The organism is Labrenzia sp. VG12 (genome assembly GCF_002237595.1).
Taxonomy (GTDB): Bacteria; Pseudomonadota; Alphaproteobacteria; order Rhizobiales; family Stappiaceae; genus Roseibium.
Map to the genome: position 1 here is coordinate 4,771,525 of NZ_CP022529.1, position 19,037 is coordinate 4,790,561.

General features: G+C 61.5%; 12 protein-coding genes and 1 pseudogene. 11 read left to right on the forward strand and 2 right to left on the reverse strand.

What is annotated here, in order from left to right; translation table 11 throughout:
- Position 1 precedes the first annotated feature (1 nt).
- From CHH27_RS22120 to CHH27_RS22170, 11 genes and pseudogenes are all read left to right on the forward strand, one after another.
- Positions 2–1,308, forward strand: a pseudogene (locus CHH27_RS22120) (class I SAM-dependent methyltransferase).
- A 406-nt stretch (positions 1,309–1,714) separates the two neighbouring features.
- On the forward strand, positions 1,715–3,103 hold the full coding sequence (gene ahcY, locus CHH27_RS22125; RefSeq protein ID WP_094073511.1) for an adenosylhomocysteinase: 1,389 nt from the start codon (positions 1,715–1,717) through the stop codon (positions 3,101–3,103).
- A gap of 314 nt (positions 3,104–3,417) precedes the next feature.
- A complete protein-coding gene (locus tag CHH27_RS22130; protein ID WP_094073512.1) occupies positions 3,418–5,862 on the forward strand; it encodes a PAS domain-containing sensor histidine kinase in 2,445 nt (814 codons plus the stop codon).
- 18 nt (positions 5,863–5,880) lie between these two features.
- Positions 5,881–7,407: a tRNA (adenosine(37)-N6)-threonylcarbamoyltransferase complex ATPase subunit type 1 TsaE gene (tsaE, locus tag CHH27_RS22135; RefSeq protein WP_094073513.1), complete on the forward strand. Its 1,527-nt coding sequence runs from the start codon at positions 5,881–5,883 to the stop codon at positions 7,405–7,407.
- Positions 7,408–7,446: 39 nt separating this feature from the next.
- The gene (locus tag CHH27_RS22140; protein ID WP_094073514.1) at positions 7,447–8,181 is read left to right on the forward strand and encodes a nucleotidyltransferase family protein; all 735 of its coding nucleotides are present in this window, start codon (positions 7,447–7,449) and stop codon (positions 8,179–8,181) included.
- A 2-nt stretch (positions 8,182–8,183) separates the two neighbouring features.
- On the forward strand, positions 8,184–11,330 hold the full coding sequence (gene addB / locus CHH27_RS22145; protein WP_094073515.1) for a double-strand break repair protein AddB: 3,147 nt from the start codon (positions 8,184–8,186) through the stop codon (positions 11,328–11,330).
- Positions 11,327–14,836, forward strand: a complete 3,510-nt coding sequence (gene addA / locus CHH27_RS22150; RefSeq protein WP_208988331.1) for a double-strand break repair helicase AddA — start codon at positions 11,327–11,329, stop codon at positions 14,834–14,836. Before addB ends, addA begins: the two co-directional genes overlap by 4 nt.
- Positions 14,837–14,921: 85 nt before the next feature.
- The gene (trxA, locus tag CHH27_RS22155; protein ID WP_094073517.1) at positions 14,922–15,242 is read left to right on the forward strand and encodes a thioredoxin; all 321 of its coding nucleotides are present in this window, start codon (positions 14,922–14,924) and stop codon (positions 15,240–15,242) included.
- Positions 15,243–15,386: 144 nt separating this feature from the next.
- Complete coding sequence (gene grpE / locus CHH27_RS22160) at positions 15,387–16,025, forward strand: nucleotide exchange factor GrpE (RefSeq protein WP_094073518.1); 639 nt, start codon at positions 15,387–15,389, stop codon at positions 16,023–16,025.
- Between the two features lie 254 nt (positions 16,026–16,279).
- The gene (locus CHH27_RS22165; protein WP_094073519.1) at positions 16,280–16,891 is read left to right on the forward strand and encodes a trimeric intracellular cation channel family protein; all 612 of its coding nucleotides are present in this window, start codon (positions 16,280–16,282) and stop codon (positions 16,889–16,891) included.
- 130 nt (positions 16,892–17,021) lie between these two features.
- A complete protein-coding gene (locus CHH27_RS22170) occupies positions 17,022–17,405 on the forward strand; it encodes a VOC family protein (RefSeq protein WP_094074938.1) in 384 nt (127 codons plus the stop codon).
- 89 nt (positions 17,406–17,494) lie between these two features.
- Here CHH27_RS22170 and CHH27_RS22175 read toward each other — a convergent pair whose 3' ends face one another.
- Both CHH27_RS22175 and CHH27_RS22180 read right to left on the reverse strand, forming a co-directional pair.
- The gene (locus CHH27_RS22175; RefSeq protein WP_094073520.1) at positions 17,495–17,944 is read right to left on the reverse strand and encodes an OsmC family protein; all 450 of its coding nucleotides are present in this window, start codon (positions 17,942–17,944) and stop codon (positions 17,495–17,497) included.
- A gap of 37 nt (positions 17,945–17,981) precedes the next feature.
- Entirely contained in the window at positions 17,982–19,031 is a 1,050-nt protein-coding gene (locus CHH27_RS22180; protein ID WP_208988332.1) for a glycine cleavage T C-terminal barrel domain-containing protein, read from the reverse strand.
- Positions 19,032–19,037 lie beyond the last annotated feature (6 nt).

Below are 19,037 nucleotides of genomic sequence, written 5' to 3' on the forward strand. Positions count from 1 at the left end.
CATGACGAGCCAATCCGAGGACCGACTGAGATCTGCTGCCCACGCGGCTCTGACCCATATTCACGAAGCGATAGAACTCGATTTCGCGTTTGAACTCTGGGATGGCACCCTGATCCCGGCGCAGGCGCCTGCCGACGGCCTGCGCCTGGCCTTTTCCAGAACGGCTTTGACGCGCCTGCTGCGCCGTCCCGGACTGAAGACCGTTATCGAGCTTTACGCCGCTGGTGATCTTGATCCGCGCGGCGGCAGCATCTTCGACTTCGCCGACAAACGCCCGGCCATGAAGGGGCGCGAAATCCGCAAGCGGCTGAACAAGCGCTTGCTGCTCAAGAGCGCATTGTCACTGTTTTGGGGCGGCGGGGCGAAATCGGCGGCACAGTCGGACGGGCGTCTCGATGCAGGTGAGGCCGGAACGCGCAATGCGGGCAGTGGCAAGGACGATATTGCCTTTCACTACGACGTCTCCAACACCTTTTACCGTCTCTTTCTGGATCCGGAGATGCTCTACACCTGTGCCTATTTCCAGAACTGGTCGAATGACCTGGCAACGGCGCAGCGCGACAAGCTGGAGATGATTTGTCGCAAGCTCCGGCTGAAGCCGGGTGATCGTCTTCTGGATATTGGTTGCGGCTGGGGCGCATTGATCTGCTACGCCGCGGAACATTACGGCGTCACAGCTGTTGGCGTCACCCTGGCGGAAGAGCAGGCAAAACTGGCCCGGCAACGCATAGAGGAGCGCGGCCTTCAGGGCCGGGTGCGGGTCGAACTCAAGGACTACAGAAAACTCGAGGAGAAATTCGACAAGATCTCGTCGATCGGCATGTTCGAACATGTCGGCATCGACAATCATGACGATTACTACAAGCATGTCAGGCGGCTCCTGACGCCCAGGGGCATCTATCTTCACCATGCCATCACACGTCGCGGCAAGAAGGACCTGAAGACCTTTCGGCGGAAGAGGCCGGAATACCAGACACTGGTTCAATACATCTTTCCGGGGGAGAGGTCGATCACATCGGCTGGACCCTGACCAACCTGGAGGCCCACGGATTCGAGGTGCATGACGTCGAAGCCTGGCGGGAGCACTATGCCCGGACGTCTCGCTTGTGGGCCGAAAACCTCATGCAGGCGAAGGATGAAGCGATCGCCGAGGTCGGCGAACAGAAATACCGCCTGTGGCTGGCCTACCTGACCGGGGTTTCGCTCGGATTTCAGCGCGGATCGATCGGAATCTTTCAGACCGTTGCAACCCGGCGCACAAAAGGCGCCTCCGGCATGCCGCCATCGCGGGCAGATCTCTATCGCTAGTCCGGGATGGCGCTGCAGCCTTTTGCCTTTCCATTGGTCCGGTTTCTTGCCAGTTCAGGGCCGGGAACGCGTGTTGCGAGAAAGCCGGACGCGGCAACGCGCCGGGATCCGAGGGGTTTCCCGCAGGTCTTCGCCGGTGAGGATTATTTCCAGAAGGGGGGGGCGGGGGCTCCTGGAAGAACTTCCTTAACCCTGATCCGAGACAGCACGAGTAGGATATAAAGATTTCTTTATATCTTTATTGCGTCATGTGCGCGGCGGCGTTATAAACCGCCGCAGGATTGCCGGACGTGTCTTCGGCGATCAGCAAACACCGCCGGTCGAATTCGGGCAGAAGCGCTTATGTCAGTCCGACGGCCACATCCTGATCTGGCAGTGACGCTGGCTCAAACAGCAGGACATTTTCATGACCGACTATATCATCAAAGACATCGGGCTCGCAGACTGGGGCCGTACCGAAATCGAGATCGCCGAGCATGAAATGCCGGGTCTGATGGCCTGCCGCGAAGAATTCGGCGAGAGCAAGCCGCTCAAGGGCGCCCGGATTGCCGGTTCCCTGCACATGACCATTCAGACCGCCGTCCTGATCGAGACGCTGGTCGCGCTTGGCGCTGAAGTCCGCTGGGCTTCCTGCAACATCTACTCCACCCAGGATCAGGCCGCCGCCGCCATTGCCGCTTCCGGTGTTCCGGTCTTCGCCGTCAAGGGCGAAACCCTGGAAGAATACTGGGACTACGCAGACAAGATCTTCGATTTCCCCGAAGGCGCCAACATGATCCTCGACGATGGCGGCGATGCCACGCTCTACATCCTGATGGGTGCGCGCGTTGAAGCCGGCGAAACGGACCTCATCGAGAACCCGACCTCCGAGGAAGAAGAGTGCCTGTTCGCGCAGATCAAGAAGCGCATGGCCGCCAATCCGGGCTGGTTCACAAAGCAGAAAGAGCTGATCAAGGGTGTCTCCGAAGAGACCACCACCGGCGTTCTGCGTCTTTATGAAATGCAGAAAAAGGGCGCGCTGCCGTTCCCGGCGATCAACGTCAATGACAGCGTCACCAAGTCCAAGTTCGACAACCGTTACGGCTGCCGTGAGTCCCTGGTCGACGGCATTCGCCGCGGCACGGACGTGATGATGTCCGGCAAGGTTGCCGTCGTCTGTGGTTACGGCGATGTCGGTAAGGGCTCCGCCCAGTCTCTGGCCGGCGCTGGCGCGCGCGTCATTGTCACCGAGATCGACCCGATCTGCGCCCTGCAGGCGTCCATGGACGGCTTTGAAGTCAAGACCATGGAGCAGGCTCTTCCGGAAGGCGACATCTATGTCACGGCGACCGGCAACAAGGACATCATCACCTTCGACCACATGCGTGGCATGAAGGACATGGCAATCGTCTGCAACATCGGTCACTTCGACAACGAGATCCAGGTTGCTGCCCTGAAGAACACCAAGCTGCGACCGGTCAAGGACCAGGTCGACATGTACGAGTTCCCGGACGGCAAGCGCATGATCCTTCTGTCCCAGGGCCGTCTTGTGAACCTGGGCAACGCCACCGGCCACCCGAGCTTCGTGATGTCCGCCAGCTTCACCAACCAGGTCCTGGCCCAGATCGAGCTCTACTCTAAGGGCGATCAGTACGAGAACGAAGTCTACGTTCTGCCGAAGCACCTGGACGAGAAGGTCGCGCGCCTCCATCTCGCCAAGCTGGGCGTGACGTTAACCGAATTGACGGACGAGCAATCTCAATATCTGGGGATTAATAAGGCTGGTCCGTTCAAGTCGGAACACTACAAATACTGATCCTGAGCAGGGCGGATACTAGATGTAGTTTTCGCCCTGATTCGGTTCTGTGAACAAAAAAATGCAGGACCCTTGAATTTTAAGGGTCCTGTTAACTTTTCAATAACGGACTCTTCTGCGTGATTCTCAAAAAGGTTATGGTTTAGACGAATCAAAGGCCAGAAGGCGGATGTCTTTGATTTGCTCCCAGAAACCGGGGGCTGCACCCCGCGGAAAGCGGGACAAGGCGGCGTTAAGGGGATCACAATATGCCGAAAGGCAGCACAAACGGCGCGCGGCCACGCGCGACGTGGCGAGATCGGAGTCTGAAATCGGTGAAGCTTGGCGGGACCGCGCTGGCGGGCCTTAGCCTGTTCACCGGTTCGGCCGCTGCCGATATGCTCGCCGACACCACCGCTGCCATTTCTCCCGATACCATGATTCTGTTCGGCGCGTTAGGCGGCATGTGTGCCTTTGCCGTGACCGCTGCCATCGCTCTTGTGCGCCATCGCAAGCAGTCAGCCCAGCTGACCGGCACGCTGGAAAAGGAAAAGGGCGACCTGAAATTCCGCGTCGACCGCCTCGAAGCCATGCTCAACACCGACGAGCAGCGCGTGATCGTGTGGACAGGCAATGGCGCCGTGCCGCAGATCTGGGGCGTCCTGCCGGAAAAATCCGGTGTGCCGCGTCCGCCGGCGCAACTGCTTGCTTTCGGCAGCTGGCTGACCGCCAAATGCGCGGGCGATCTCGAGCGGCATCTCGACAGTCTGTTTCGCACCGGGGAAACTTTCACGACCACGCTGAAAACGCGCACCGGCAGCTATGTTGAAGCGCTTGGCCGCACGACCGGCGGCGCGGTGGTGCTGCGTCTGCGTGACCTGACCGGCGAACGCCAGATGCAGGCGGAACTGGCCGCGCGCAACGCCAAGATTTCCGGCGAGCTGCACATGCTGCATTCGCTGCTGGATGCCATGCCGGCCCCCGCCTGGCAGCGGGATGCGGAAGGCAACCTCATCTGGGCCAACGAGGCCTATGCGGAAGCGGTGGAAATGCCGGATGCCGACAGCGCCGTGCGCGACGGGGCCACCTTCCTCGACGCTGCCGCACGGACGGCGATGGCGGTGCAGCGCGACGAGGACGGTTGCTTCAATGCCCGGATCCCGATCGTTGCCTCCAGCGAGCGCCGTGTGTTCGAGGTCACCGATGTCAACGCGAATGTCGGCGGTGCCGGCATTGCCGTGGACATCAGCGAGCTTGAACAGGCCAAGAAGGAACTCGGCCGGGCGGAAGACTTTCACGGCCGGACGCTTGACCAGCTGGCCGCGGCGGTCGCCATCTACAGCGCCGACCGCAAGCTTCAGTTCTATAATGCCGCCTTCAAGCAGCTCTGGGATCTCGATCCGCTGTTCCTGGAAAGCCGTCCGGAAGATGGCGCCGTGCTCGATGCCCTTCGGGCTGCGCGCAAGTTGCCCGAACAGGCCGATTACCGGGTCTGGCGCAACAAGATGCTCGACAGCTACCAGTCGCTCGAGGCGCGCGAGAGCTGGTGGCACCTGCCGGATGGCCGCACGCTCAGGGTCATTGCCAATCCGCACCCGCAGGGCGGCGTCACCTATATCTATGAAAACGTCACCGAGCAGCTTGATCTGGAAAGCCGATACAACGCGCTGACCCGTGTTCAGGGCGAGACGCTGGACAATCTTTCCGAAGCTGTTGCCGTGTTCGGTTCCGATGGCCGCCTGAGGCTCTGGAACCCGGCCTTCGGCCGCATCTGGGGGCTCGACGAGGATCAGCTCTCCGAACTTCCGCATGTCAAGGAAGTGGTTTCCGCCTGCACGCTCAGCGATCTGGAGCGCGAGGCCTGGGAACTGCTCGCCGGCAATGTCACAGGACTGCTCGACAACCGCACCCAGAATGTCAGCCGGCTGGAACGCCACAACGGCGACGTGCTCGACTATGCCACCGTGCCGTTGCCCGATGGCGGCACACTGGTGACCTTTGTCGACGTGACGGACAGCGTCAATGTCGAACGCGCACTTCTGGAAAAGAACGAGGCGCTGGAACAGGCCGACCAGATCAAGAACGCCTTCATCCAGCACGTCTCCTACGAGCTCCGCTCGCCGCTGACCAACATCATCGGCTTCGCGCAGCTTCTGGCTGATCCGAAATTCGGTGAGCTGTCCGATAAGCAAAGCGAATATGCCGACTACATCCAGTCGTCCTCGTCTTCCCTGCTGGCCATCATCAACGACATTCTCGATCTGGCAACGCTCGATGCCGGCATCATGGAACTGGATCTTGGTGAGGTCGATGTGGCAGCCACGGTCGCGGCCGCCGTGGAGGGTCTGAAGGATCGGCTCGCGGAGACCAAGATCAGTCTGCGCACCCACGTCCCGGACGATATCGGTGTCATGGTTGCCGACGAAACCCGCCTGCGCCAGGTCCTGTTCAACCTGATTTCCAACGCCGTGCGCTATTCGGAGGCCGAAGGCGTGGTGGATGTCAGCTGCAGCCGCAACGACGGTAATGTGACCTTTGTGGTCAAGGATCACGGCTACGGCATTCCCGCCGAAATCCTGACCCAGGTCTTCAACCGCTTTGTCGGCCACGACACTGGCGCGCGCCGTCAGGGAGCCGGTCTCGGCCTTGCCATCGTCAAGAGCTTTGTCGAACTTCATGGCGGGACGGTCGACATCCAGTCCGCAGAAGGCAAGGGCACGACCGTCACCTGTACCTTCCCGGCCCGGCCTGAAGTGGCGGACACCGCTGCGGCGGAGTAATGCCAAAGGGTGCTGAAAATGCCGGATCATGACCTGAGGCAACTGCCGGCGCCGTTCCTGTCACTGGAAGTCATCGATGAAGCGGAGACACGGCGCCTTGCCAATGATCTGGCGCTTGTCCTGAAACCTGGTGACGTCGTCTGCCTGTCCGGTGATCTGGGCGCCGGCAAATCCACCTTCACCCGCGCCTTGCTTCGATCCTTCGCCGGAGATCCCGAGCTTGAAGTCCCGAGCCCGACCTTCACGCTGGTCCAGACCTATGAATTTGACCGGTTCGATCTGTCCCATTTCGATCTCTACCGGCTTGAAGACCCGGAGGAACTGGAAGAACTCGGACTGGACGATCTGGTCGAAGCCGGGGCGGCACTGATCGAGTGGCCGGAAAAGGCGGAAGAGCTGCTGCCGGCGGGTGCACTCTGGGTGCAGATCACGCAGCCCGAGGAAGAGGCGGACAAGCGCCGTTTCAGCTTTTTTTCGGAAAGCCCGGATTGGCGGTCGAGGATGGAACAATCCCTCGAGACACGCCGCTTCCTGGCATCCATCAAACTGGGGACGGCAGAGCGCCATTTCCTGGCTGGCGATGCCTCTTTGCGCAGCTTCGAAACGGTCACATCGGATGAAACGACCGCGGTTCTGATGCGCTGGCCGTTCCAGGGCGATGCTGTTCCGGACGCCGTCCGGACCTATATGCAGACGGTTCATCTGGCGCAGGACAGCAGGGCAGTTGTCGCGATCAACTCCGAATTGCGCGGCCGCGGCTTTCTGGCGCCGGAAATCTATGCGGCGGATCTGGAGAGCGGTTTCATTCTCTCCCAGGACCTTGGCCGCGAGACCATCGTCAGGGACGGCAGACCCGACCCTGCGCGTTACCGTGTGGCGACGGAGCTTCTGGCCGAGATGCACGGCCAGTCCTGGCCGGAGACGGTGACGCTGGAGGGCGGCAGCGTTCATTCCGTTCCGACCTATTCGCGGGCAGCCCTGATCGCCGAAGCTGCGTTGTTCCTGGACTGGTATGTCCCCCATGTCACCGGCCGGGACGCCGACGAAGCAATGCGCCGGGACTTTGAGGGTCTTTGGCAAAAGGCATTGGAAGAGATCGCCGATGCGCAGACGGGCTGGGTGTTGCGCGACTATCACTCGCCGAATCTTCTGTGGCAGGAGGGCGCATCCGGCAAGAACCGAATTGGCCTGATCGATCTGCAGGATACGGTGATTGGACCGGTCGCCTATGACGTGGCGTCCCTGTTGCTGGATGCCAGGGTGGACGTGTCACGGGATCTGGAAACGGCCCTCTTCGAAACCTATGTTTCGACAAGGGAAAAACAGGCTTCCGGCTTCGACAGGTCGTCTTTCACAAAGGCATACGGCGTGATGGGTACCCAACGGGTGTCCAAGATCCTAGGGATCTTTGTGCGTCTGGCCAGAAGGGATGGTAAGCCGGCTTATTTGAGCCATTTGCCGCGCATGTTAGGCTATCTCGACCGGGTGCTTGACAGGCCGGGCCTGTCGGATTTGAAAGACTGGTACAAACGTTTCCGGCCCTGAAGTTTTCGGGTTCAGCCGGAACCACATTTGAGACAAGAGATGACTGATACGCGGTTCCGCCCCACCAACGCCATGATCCTGGCCGCAGGCCTCGGCAAACGCATGCGCCCACTGACGGCGACGACACCGAAGCCTCTGATCGAGGTCAATGGCCAGGCGCTGATCGACCATGGCATGGATCGGCTGGCCGGGGCCGGGGTCAGGTCCTGTGTCGTCAACGTGCATTACCTCGCCGACCTTGTGGAGGTTCATGTCCGGCACCGCAAGGACATGGAGATCATCATCTCCGACGAGCGTGATCAGCTGCTGGATACGGGCGGCGGCATCAAGAAGGCGCTTCCGCTGCTGGGGGAAGAGCCCTTTTTCCAGCTCAACTCGGACACCAGTTACTGGATCGAAGGCGTAAAGCCGAACCTGGAGCACATGATCGAAGCCTGGGACGACAGCCGCATGGATGCCCTGCTGCTGGTCGCCGAGACCGTGAAGGCGATTGGGTATTCCGGCCGTGGCGACTTCGAGATGGCGCGCGACGGATCGCTCTCGCGGCGGCCTGAAAAAGGTGTGACCCCCTTTGCCTATGCAGGTGCGGCCCTGTTGCATCCGCGCTTCTTCGACGGGGCGCCCGAGGGCCCGTTCTCCATGAACCACCTGTTTGACAAGGCCATTGAAAACGACCGGCTGTTCGGCGTGCAGATGGAAGGTGTCTGGCTGCATATCGGGACGCCGGAGGCCATACCAGCCGCTGAATATGCCGTGCGTGAGAGTGCTGCCTGAGGATGACGGAGAGCCCGCGCCTCTGGTCCATCCCGCCATCCGTTCCCTTCCTGGACACCCTGGTCGACACGCTTGTCGACGGCACGCTTGTTCCTGGCTTCCGGCCACTGGACGATCCGCTCCGACTGGCTGATGTCACGCTTTACCTGCCGACCCGCCGCGCCGCGCGCCTGCTGCCTGACCTGTTCCAGAAACGCTTTGGTGGCCGCCCTGTGCTGTTGCCGGTGATCCGCCCGGTCGGCGATGCCGACGAGGACCTGCAAAGCCTCACGGGAGATGCGGATCTGGAACCACTGCCGCCGGCCATGCCCTTGATGCAGCGTCATCTGGCGATGACACGACTGGTGAAGGCCTGGAAGGGCATGTTGCGCCGGGAAGCGCTCAGCCTGCGCTCAGACGAACCGCTGGGTTTGCCGGCATCGACGGCCGATGCGGCCTGGCTCGCTGGTGATCTTCTGGCCCTGATGGACGAGGTTGAGACCGAGGAAGCCGACTGGTCCGGACTGGCCGGACTGGTGCCGGACGACTATGCGCGCTACTGGCAGATCACGCTCGATTTTCTGCAGATCGTTCGCGAGGCCTGGCCGGCGCATCTTGTTGAGTGCGGCCAGATGGATCCCAAGGCCCGCCGCTCGGCACTGATCCGCCGGGAAGCCGCCCGTCTGAAAGCGTCACCGCCGCGTGGCCCGGTCATCGTGGCGGGCGTCACGGGGTCGGTTCCCGCCACGGCGGAACTCCTGAAAGTGGTGGCCCGGCTCCCGGAAGGCGCCATCGTGCTGCCCGGGCTGGACCGTTTCATGGAGGATCGTTCCTGGCAGGTTCTCGGGCAGCGTGAGGTTGGCAAGAACCTCTCCAGTACCGGAACGACACCTGCGCCCCAGACCTTGCCCTCACATCCGCAATACTCGCTGAAGCAGTTGCTGGACCGCCTGGCGGTCACACGACAGGACATTGGCACCCTCGGACCGGCGCCGGCCCCGGAGATGCTGTTGCGTGAAGAGCTTGTGTCCGAGGTCTTGCGGCCCGCCGAGACCTCCGATGGTTGGACCGGCTTTCTGGAAAGACGGTCGGAGGAGGAACGCTCCCGAGCCCTGGACAGCGTTGCGATCATGACGGCGCGAAACGAGGCAGATGAAGCCCTGAGTGTGGCCATTGCCTTGCGCGAGGCGGTTGAGCGGGGTGAAAGCGCGGCCCTTGTCTCCGCCGACCGGATGCTGACGCGGCGGGTTGCCGCCGAACTTGCCCGCTGGAACGTCCAGGTTGATGACAGTGCCGGCCGGCCGTTGGATCAGACCGCACCGGCCATTCTTTCGCTTCTGGCCGCCAAGCTGGCTCTCAATGGCTGCGAGCCGATCGACCTTCTTTCACTCCTCAAGCATCCGCTTGCCCGGCTCGGGCTGCCGGTCAAGGACATTCGTTCGGCCGCACGCGCGCTTGAACGCGGGGTCGTTCGCGGCCCGCGGGCACGCGCCGGTACGGCGGGCCTGAAACTGGCCGTCGAGGCGAGCCGCGAGGAAGCGGGCAAGGCGCATACGCCGCGCTGGAAGAAGGTCCACGACGCCGACTGGGACGTGATCGCGGATCTTGTCGAGCGGCTGGCAGCAGCGCTGAAACCCCTGGAAGACCTGGCATCTTCCAGTGAGCCGCTAGATCTGATGGACCTGGCACGGCGGCACATCGAGGTGATCGAGGCGATTTCAGGGGATGAAACCGGCTCGGTCGCGGAACTCTATGCCGGTGAAGCGGGCGAGGCCCTCGCGGAATTCTTCACCGGCCTCCTGGAAGCCGGCTCCAGCGGGCTCGATATTCCGCCTGGTGAGTGGCCATCCGTCCTGCCTGCGCTGATGTCTGGCCACGCCGTCCGCCGCCGTCTGCCGGGCGACACGCGCATACAGATCCTCGGTCCCATGGAAGCGCGGCTGCAGAGCTTCGACTTCATGATCATGGGTGGTCTGAACGAAGGCGTCTGGCCGCAGCGCACCCGCAATGACCCGTGGCTGAACCGGCCGATGAAACGGGACATGGGACTGGAGCCGCCCGAACGGCGGCTGGGGGCCGCCGCACATGATTTTGCACAAGGGTTCGGCACAAGGCGCGTGTTGCTGTCACGTGCGGCCCGAAGTGATGGCGCCCCCACCGTGGCCTCGCGCTGGCTGCAGCGGCTGACCACGCTTGCAGGGCCTGAACTCACAAGGGACCTTGAGGCACGCGGGGCGGTCTACCCGGAACTGGCCTCCCAGCTTGACCGGTCCGAAGGTGCGGTGCGTCCGGCCCGGCGTCCGGCGCCTCTGCCTCCGCTGGCAGCCCGGCCGGCCTCCTTGTCCATCACCGAGATCGAGCGGCTCATCCGCGATCCCTATGCGATCTACGCACGCCACGTTCTGGAGCTGCAGCCGGTAGAGCCAATCGGCGGCGAGCCGGGGGCGGCTGACAAGGGCAATCTCATTCATGATGCCCTGGCGCAGTTCCTGATGACCTGGCAGGGCCCCTTCGACGACAGCGCAGTCGACGCGCTGATCGGAATAGGCGAAGAGCTGTTTGAACCGCTTGATGCGTTTCCGGCGATCCGGGCGCTCTGGTGGCCAAGGTTCCAGAAGATTGCGGCCGGATTTGTGGCCTATGAGGGCAAAAGATCCGCATCCATCGACACGCGGCATCTGGAGATCGGCGGCGGTGTTGCGCTCGCCCTGCCCGGATTTGATTTCCGACTGCGCGGCCGGGCCGACCGTATCGATCAGCTGCAGGGGGGCTCCCTCTCGGTGATCGATTACAAGACAGGGCAGGTGCCGTCGCAAAAACAGGTCGACGCGCTGCTGTCGCCGCAACTGCCTCTGGAAGCCGCAATGATCAAACGGTTCGGCTTCAAGGACGTGCCGGCGGATGCCGAGGTTTCGGAACTGGTCTACCTGCAGCTGAAGGGCGGCGCGGAACCGGTCATCGAGGCGGTGCGAAACCCCAAGGATGTTCCGCTGGAAGGCCTGATCGAAGATGCCTGGGCGCGCCTGGAGCAATTGATCGCCCATTATGCAAAGCCCGAGACCGGGTATCTGTCGCGCGCCCGTGTCATGCGCGAGCGGCAGATGGACGGCGACTATGACCATCTGGCCCGGACCCAGGAATGGGCCCTTGGTGGGGAGGAACCGTCATGAGCGGGTTCCAGATCCCGGAACTGACCCGTGAACGTCAGGATCTTGCCTCGCGCCCGCGTGCCTCGGCCTGGGTGAGTGCCAATGCCGGATCCGGCAAGACCTTTGTCCTGTCGCGCCGGGTTGTGCGGCTTCTGCTGGATGGCACGGACCCGTCCCGCATCCTCGCGCTGACCTTTACCAAGGCCGCTGCTGCCGAAATGGCGACCCGTGTTTTCCGCATCCTGGGCGACTGGGTGACCAGGGACGATGAAGCGCTGTCCCGGGAGCTGCAGGATATCGAGGGGCGGAGACCGGATGCCGCGCGCCTTGCCATGGCACGCAGGCTCTTCGCCCGAGCGCTAGAGACCCCCGGTGGACTGAAGATCCAGACCATCCACGGCTTCTGCGAAGCCCTGCTGCACCAGTTCCCGCTGGAGGCCAACGTGGCCGGGCATTTTGCGGTGCTGGATGATCGCATCGCCGCAGAACTGATGGCCGAATCCCGCGCCACCGTGCTTCATGCCGCCGAGACCGACCCGGCGAGCACCTATGGCCGGGCCCTTGCCTCGGTGATCGATCTGATGAGCGATGGCGGTGCCCAGAAGGCTCTGGATGAACTTATCCAGAGCCGGGATGCCTTCCGCCGCTGGACCAATGATGCGGACGGGCTTTTGCCCGCGCTTGAAGAGCTTGCCGGATTGCTCGACGTGGATCCGTCGCTGCGGCTGGCAGAGTTCGATCGGCGGTTCAAGGCGGAGTGTCCCCTCGATCTCAATACCTGCCGCGCATATGCCGAGGCGCTCGGGACCGGTTCAAAAACCGATCAGGCCCGCGGCGATGCGCTGGTCGAAGCCGCAAGCCTGGCGGACCTGACGGCTTTCCGCGAGGCCTGGCAATCCATCTTCCTGACGGCCAAGCTTGAGCCGCGCAAATCGCTCGCCACCAAGAAGATTGTTGCGGATTTCCCGCAGATGCTGGACGCTCTGGGCGCCGAGCAGGACCGACTGTTGTCGCTGCTGGACGAGCGCCGCAAGGTTGCCACCTATGAAGGCACGGCGTCGCTCCTGCATCTGGCCGACGCGGTGATCCGGCACTATGAGCGCGCAAAGACGGCGCGCGGGTATCTGGATTTCGAGGACCTGGTCGTCAAGACCGCATCGCTTCTGCAGAAGTCGGATGCGGCCCTCTGGGTGCAATACAAGCTCGACCAGGGGCTTGACCATATCCTGGTGGATGAGGCCCAGGACACCAGCCCGCGCCAATGGGACGTGGTAACGGCGCTGGCCGCAGAGTTCTTTTCAGGTGAAGGTGGACATGACCGGGTGCGGACCCTGTTTGCGGTCGGCGACGAAAAGCAGTCGATCTACTCGTTTCAGGGGGCTGTTCCGGCCTATTTCGACGCCATGCGCCGGGAATTCGCGCAAAGGGCAGGTGAAGCGGAACGGGAATTTCATTCCGTCAATCTGCAGCTGTCTTTCCGGTCGACGCCCGATGTGCTCGGCGCTGTCGATGAGGTGTTCCGCGAAGAAAGTGCCCACAGGGGCCTTTCCCAGGACGTGAAGGCACCTGTGCACGAGGCGATCCGCCGCGACCCCGGAATTGTCGATATCTGGCCGTTGGAAGCGGAAGCGGAAATCGAGGAGCCGGACGACTGGCGGCAGCCGATCGACCATGTCGGCTCCGGCAGTCCGATGATCAAGGTCGCCAGACGCATTGCCGGGGAAATCGCCGACTGGATGCGGGACGGCGTGGCTGATCCCGGCGACGTCATGATCCTTGTTCGCAAACGCGGTCCCTTTGTCGAGGCGCTCAACCGGGAACTGAAGGAACGCGACATTCCGGCTGCCGGCAGCGACAGGCTGGTGTTGACGGACCACATCGCGGTCAAGGATCTGGCCGCGCTTGGCCGGTTCCTGCTGCTGCCGGAAGACGATCTGTCGCTTGCCTGCGTGTTGAAAAGCCCGCTCTTCGGCTTGGGAGACGAGGATCTCTTCCAGATCGCCCGGGAGACGCCTGACAAGGTCCGGCCGGGCACGCTCTGGCAGATGCTGGTCAAGCGGTCCGAGACCAGCGAGACCTGGAAACAGGTCCGGGCAAGGCTTGAGGATTGGCGCGCCCGCGCCGACTTCGTGCCGCCCTATGAATTTTATGCCCGCCTGCTGGGGGCCGATGGCGGTCGAAAGGCCTTCCGGTCCCGGCTCGGGGTTGAAGTCGATGACGTTCTCGACGAGTTCCTGGCACTGACCATGGCCTATGAACAGGCCGGCACGCCTGGTCTTGAAGGGTTCCTTGCCTGGATGGCGGCGGCCCCGACGGAGATCAAGCGTGAGCTGACCAACACCAAGGGCATGGTCCGGATCATGACGGTGCACGGGTCCAAGGGGCTTGAGGCGCGGATCGTCATTCTGGTGGATCCGGGTGCTGCGCCGGTCAGCGCGATCCATGATCCGTCTTTTCTGCCGCATCCGCGTCTGAACAATGATCTTTTGCCGCCGGCGCTTGTATGGCTACCGCCAAAGGCTGATCGCACAAGCTGGCACGACGAGACCGTTGATGCGTTGCGGGCGGCCCAGGAAGAGGAATATCGGCGGCTTTTGTATGTGGCACTGACACGCGCCGAAGACCGGCTGATTGTCTGTGGCTGGGAGCCGAAACGCGGTGCCCATGAAAACTGCTGGTATTCCATGGTGTCGCGGTCCCTGAAACCGGGAGCGCAGGAACTGTTTGGTCCGGACGGCGCTGTATCAGGGTGGCGCTGGCAGAAGGACGGGGCGGGCACACATCCGGCCTCCGGGACTGTCTCCAGGGTCCCTGAAGCGTCCGAAGAGACAGCGCCGCCACTGCCTGCATGGCTGTCGGAACCGGTACGGCCGCTGCCGAAAAAGAAGCGCCTGCAGCCTTCAAGAGCCTTCGAGGCGATGGAGGAGAAAGAGGGGATTGATCCCGTGCCGGCAGTCTCCAGGCTTCAGGCGGGACGGGACCCGGCCTCCTGGCCGCTGGAGCGGGGACGGCTGGTTCACCGCCTGTTGGAGCTCCTGCCCGACCTTGTGGCGGGCGAGCGGATGCAGGCTGCGGAAAACTATCTCGATCAGGCGCTGCGCCCGGAATTCATCTCCCGTCGCGAGCGCTTGCTGGAAGAGGTCGCGCGCATTCTGGACGACCCTGAATTCGCGCCGCTGTTTGCGGCCCGGGCACGAGCCGAGGTGCCTGTCGTTGGCACGATTCGCATTGCCGATGGCACGGAGGTCGAAATCTCCGGGCAGATCGACCGGCTTCTGGTTGAGGATAACCGGGTTGTGATTGTGGATTACAAGACGAATTTTCATCCGCCGGAAGAGGTTGCGGAAGTTCCTCTCGAATATCGCGCACAGCTTTGTGTTTACAGGGAAATGCTGAAGCAGATTTATCCGGGCCGGGACATTTCCGCCTGTCTTTTGTGGACCTCCGGCCCTTCCCTGATGGAAATCCCGGCGGCAATGCTCGACGAGACCTTTGCCGGATTGCGGCCTGACGGCACAGCCGCTTGACGCCGCGCCTCTTGCTTCCTACGTTCGTGCCAACTGACGCGCTTACATAGTGTAGGCGTGACCCCCAGACCTACGAGATCTAGTTATGGCAACCACGCAAGTCACCGATGCCTCCTTTGAGGCGGAAGTTCTGAATTCCGACGCTCCGGTCGTCGTCGACTTCTGGGCCGAATGGTGCGGCCCCTGTAAGATGATCGCTCCGGCACTTGAGGAAATCTCCGAAGAGATGGACGGCCAGGTGAAGATCACCAAGCTGAACATCGACGAAAACCAGGACATGGCCATGAAATATGGCGTCCGCTCCATCCCGATGCTGATCCTGTTCAAGGGTGGTGAGCCGATGGCGCAACAGATCGGTGCTGCGCCGAAAGGCAAGCTGTCCGACTGGATCAAGAGCGCCCTTTAAGAAATGATCTTCCTGCGGCCCACCGGCGGCAGGCCATATGAGCGCGGCCGGCGGATATGCGAAAGCTTATCCGCCGATCCTCTTTGAAATGGCCGGCAATTGGTATAAAGCAGCCGCATTGGATTTTAGCCAGACGGACCATTCATGAGTGACGAGAACAAATCCCCGGAAGAACAGCCGGCAGACGTGACGCCGGAAACCGAAGCCGCGGCCGGTGAAACCGGTGCTGACGCGACCGGCATGGATCCACTCGAACTGCTGCAGACGGAAAATGCCGACCTCAAGGACCGGGCACTCCGTGCCATGGCCGAGATGGAAAACCTGCGCCGCCGCACGGAGAAGGAAATCAAGGACGCCCGCCAATATGCGGTCTCCGGTTTTGCGCGCGACATGCTGACCGTTTCTGACAATCTGCGCCGCGCGTTGGAAGCCCTGCCGGAAGATGACCGCAAGAACGCCGATGCCGGCGTTGCCTCGCTGATCGAAGGTGTTGAGATGATCGAACGCGATCTGCTCAACCAGCTGGAGAAAAACGGCGTCAAGAAACTCAACCCGGAAGGCCAGAAATTCGACCCGAATTTCCACCAGGCCATGTTCGAGGTACCGAACACGGAAGTGCCGAACAACACCGTGGTTCAGGTCATGCAGGCCGGCTATGTCATCGGCGAGCGCGTCCTGCGACCGGCCATGGTCGGTGTCTCCAAGGGCGGGCCGAAGGACGTTGCCCAGGCACCGGCGGATGCCGCTGGTGAAGCCGGGCAGACTGTCGACAAGAGCGCCTGATCGCGCCATCGTCTTTCTTTGAAAGAAGCCACTTCCGCCAGTCGCGGGAGTGGTTTTTTTTCGGCCGGCGTTGGTAAGCTTCGCCTTTGCGGGGCTTGTCCCTGTAGTCCTTGCCCTGAAAGGGAGTTACAACACGCTTTTTCCATCGGGGAAGAAGTGGCGAGGCTCATAGATCAAGTCATGGGGTGACGGCAAACCGGAAAGCTGGCTGACCCGAACCTGGTCTTGCGGTCCAACGAGTGAAAAGGGGCACCATGCTGCTGCAGATGCTGGATTATCTCGGCGTTGCCGTTTTTGCGATCACGGGCGGCATCATGGCGTCGCGCAAGCAGCTCGATTTCATCGCGTTTCTGTTCTTTGCCACCCTGACCGGCATTGGCGGCGGCACGCTCCGCGATCTGCTTCTTGGCGTGCCGGTGTTCTGGGTCCAGAATGAAACCTATCTGCTGGTCTGCCTCGCGGTCAGCGTTTTTGTCTGGTTCTTTGCCGACTGGATCGAGTCCTTGAACAAGCCGCTTCGCTGGGCCGACGCAGTCGGGATCGCCGCTTATTCCGTGATGGGGGCTGCCAAGGCCCTGTCGGTCGGTGACACAATCCTGGTAGCAGTCCTGATGGGAGTTGCAACGGCAACATTCGGCGGCGTCCTGAGGGACACGATTGCCCGTGAACCGTCTTCCATCGTCAAATCCGAGATCTATGTCAGCGCGGCATTTGCCGGCGCGGGAAGTTATGTCCTGCTGGTGCAAGTGGATCTGCCGCAAGTCGCCTGTGCCCTTCTGGCCGGTGCGATCGCACTGATCCTGCGTGGCGGCGCTATTTTGCGGGGATGGACCTTGCCCGGCTATCGCGCCGGCAAGCGCAGCTAATTGGCAGGGCGTCCCGATATTGACAAAAATCGCGATGAAATTGCGTTATGTCACAGGTCTGTCCGTCGGTCCGCAGTAGGATCAACACAGCCTCAGGGTGCAATTTCACAAATGGAGGATGGAGAAGATCATGGCCGAGCACGGTATCTTCTACTGGAACGAGCTGATGACGCGCGACACCCAGAAAGCCAAGGATTTCTATGGCAAGACTCTCGGGTGGACCTTCACCGAAATGCCGATGGAAGACGGCACCTATGTCGTGGCCAACCTCGGTGACAAGCCGGTCGGTGGCTTTTTCCCGATGAATGCGCCCCATTTCGACGGCATACCGGAACACTGGATGTCCTACATTGCCGTCGACAATATCGACGAGCGACTGGAGCTTGCAAAGGCCCATGGCGCGGAAGTCATGCGTCCTCCCTTTGATGTGCCCGGCATCGGCCGCATCGCAATCCTGAAGGATGTCGGTGGCGCGGTTCAAGGCTGGATGACACCTGCCGAGATGGCCGGCTGAGTATTCAGCAGTCGTTGTCCGAAGAAAAAAGGCCGGATTGCAGGATCCGGCCTTTTCGTTATCCTATGTTCCGCGCCTTTTGCCGATGCTCATAGAACGTTGATTTCGACGCTGTCGGCGAGAGTGTTGGCGATGAAACAGTAGCGATGAGCTCGCGCCTGCATTTCTCCCAACTGGCTTGCGTCAACTTCGAAACCTGTGTCGAAGCGCACCTTCGGATGCAGGTCGATCCGTGTCACGGACATCTGTCCCCTCGCATTTTTTCCCAGATGGGCGACCGCCTGGTCGTGATAGCTGGCGACAGGCCAGCCCGCCTTGGCTGACAGCGCGAGAAACGTCATCATGTGGCAACTGGAGAGCGCGGCAGCGAGGGCCTGTTCGGGATTGGTATTTTCTGGATCACCGCCCCAGTCCGGGGCGGCATCCACCTGAACTTCATGACCTGCATTATACTGCACGGTGTGGGCGTTGGAGTATTTGCCTGTCTGCAAGGTTGCCTCACTTCGATGCCAATGCAGCGCGATCTCCAAATCCGACATTTTTTGGGTCTCCGGCGTATGTCAGGTCGATACTGTGTCAGGCTGCCGCGAGCTTTTTGCGCGGATCGAAGAACGGCCTTTCAGCGACCGTGGCTGCTGCATGGCCGGAAGGCATTACAATCTCGAGCTGCGTGCCGATATCGGCGCAGTCGACCGAAACCATGGCAAGTGCGATGTTCTTCTCAAGACGCGGCGAATAGATGGCCGAAGTCACCTTGCCCACGCAAACACCGTCGCGGTTGATGGTCCAGAAGGCTGTGTTCGGTCCTGTCAGCGGCGCGCTGTCTATGATCAGTCCGACCTGCTTGCGTGTCACACCATTGTCCCGGACCCGCTGAAGCGCGAATTTGCCGATGAATTCCGCGTCGCTGTCCAGATTGACCAACCGATCCAATCCGAGTTCAAACGGGTTGGTGTTGATGTCCGCGTCGGCGTGATAGGAGAGCATTCCGCCTTCGATACGTCGGATGGTAGAAGTGTGGCCCGGCTTCAGGCCGAGGGGACCGCCGACTTCCATGATGCGCTCCCAGAGCTGGTCGCCATAGGTGCTGTCGCGAAGGTAGATTTCATAGCCCAGTTCGCTGGACCAGCCTGTGCGCGACACAATGAGCGGAATACCGTCAAGCTCCACCTCGCGCAGCCAGTAATAGCGCAGGTCCATGATCCCGTCGCCAAAGAGGGCGAGCATGATGTCGCCCGACTTGGGACCTTGCAACTGCAGCGGTGAGACATCCGGCTCCGAGATGGTCACGTCCAGACCGGAATGCACAGCCACGCCTTGTGCCCAGAGCAGGATGTCGCTGTCGGCGATCGACAACCAGAAATGGTTCTCGCCCAGACGCAGCAGGATCGGGTCGTTCAGGATGCCGCCATGGGCATTGGTGATCAGAACGTATTTACATTGCCCCACCGCCATGGTCGACAGGTCGCGCGGGGTCAGCATCTGCGTGAATTTCGCGGCGTCCGGCCCAGTAATCTCAACTTGCCGCTCCACTGCCACGTCGCACAAAATGGCGTCGTTCACCAAGTTCCAGAAATTCTGTACCGGGTCGCCGAAATCTCGTGGAATGTACATATGATTGTACACTGAAAA

Excerpts from the sequence above, each read along its gene's own strand:
- grpE (WP_094073518.1), top strand. The coding sequence starts at position 15,387 with ATGAGTGACGAGAACAAATCCCCGGAAGAACAGCCGGCAGACGTGACG.
- CHH27_RS22175 (WP_094073520.1), bottom strand. The coding sequence starts at position 17,944 with ATGTCGGATTTGGAGATCGCGCTGCATTGGCATCGAAGTGAGGCAACC.
- ahcY (WP_094073511.1), top strand. The coding sequence starts at position 1,715 with ATGACCGACTATATCATCAAAGACATCGGGCTCGCAGACTGGGGCCGT.
- tsaE (WP_094073513.1), top strand. The coding sequence starts at position 5,881 with ATGCCGGATCATGACCTGAGGCAACTGCCGGCGCCGTTCCTGTCACTG.
- CHH27_RS22165 (WP_094073519.1), top strand. The coding sequence starts at position 16,280 with ATGCTGCTGCAGATGCTGGATTATCTCGGCGTTGCCGTTTTTGCGATC.
- CHH27_RS22140 (WP_094073514.1), top strand. The coding sequence starts at position 7,447 with ATGACTGATACGCGGTTCCGCCCCACCAACGCCATGATCCTGGCCGCA.
- trxA (WP_094073517.1), top strand. The coding sequence starts at position 14,922 with ATGGCAACCACGCAAGTCACCGATGCCTCCTTTGAGGCGGAAGTTCTG.
- CHH27_RS22170 (WP_094074938.1), top strand. The coding sequence starts at position 17,022 with ATGGCCGAGCACGGTATCTTCTACTGGAACGAGCTGATGACGCGCGAC.
- addB (WP_094073515.1), top strand. The coding sequence starts at position 8,184 with ATGACGGAGAGCCCGCGCCTCTGGTCCATCCCGCCATCCGTTCCCTTC.
- addA (WP_208988331.1), top strand. The coding sequence starts at position 11,327 with ATGAGCGGGTTCCAGATCCCGGAACTGACCCGTGAACGTCAGGATCTT.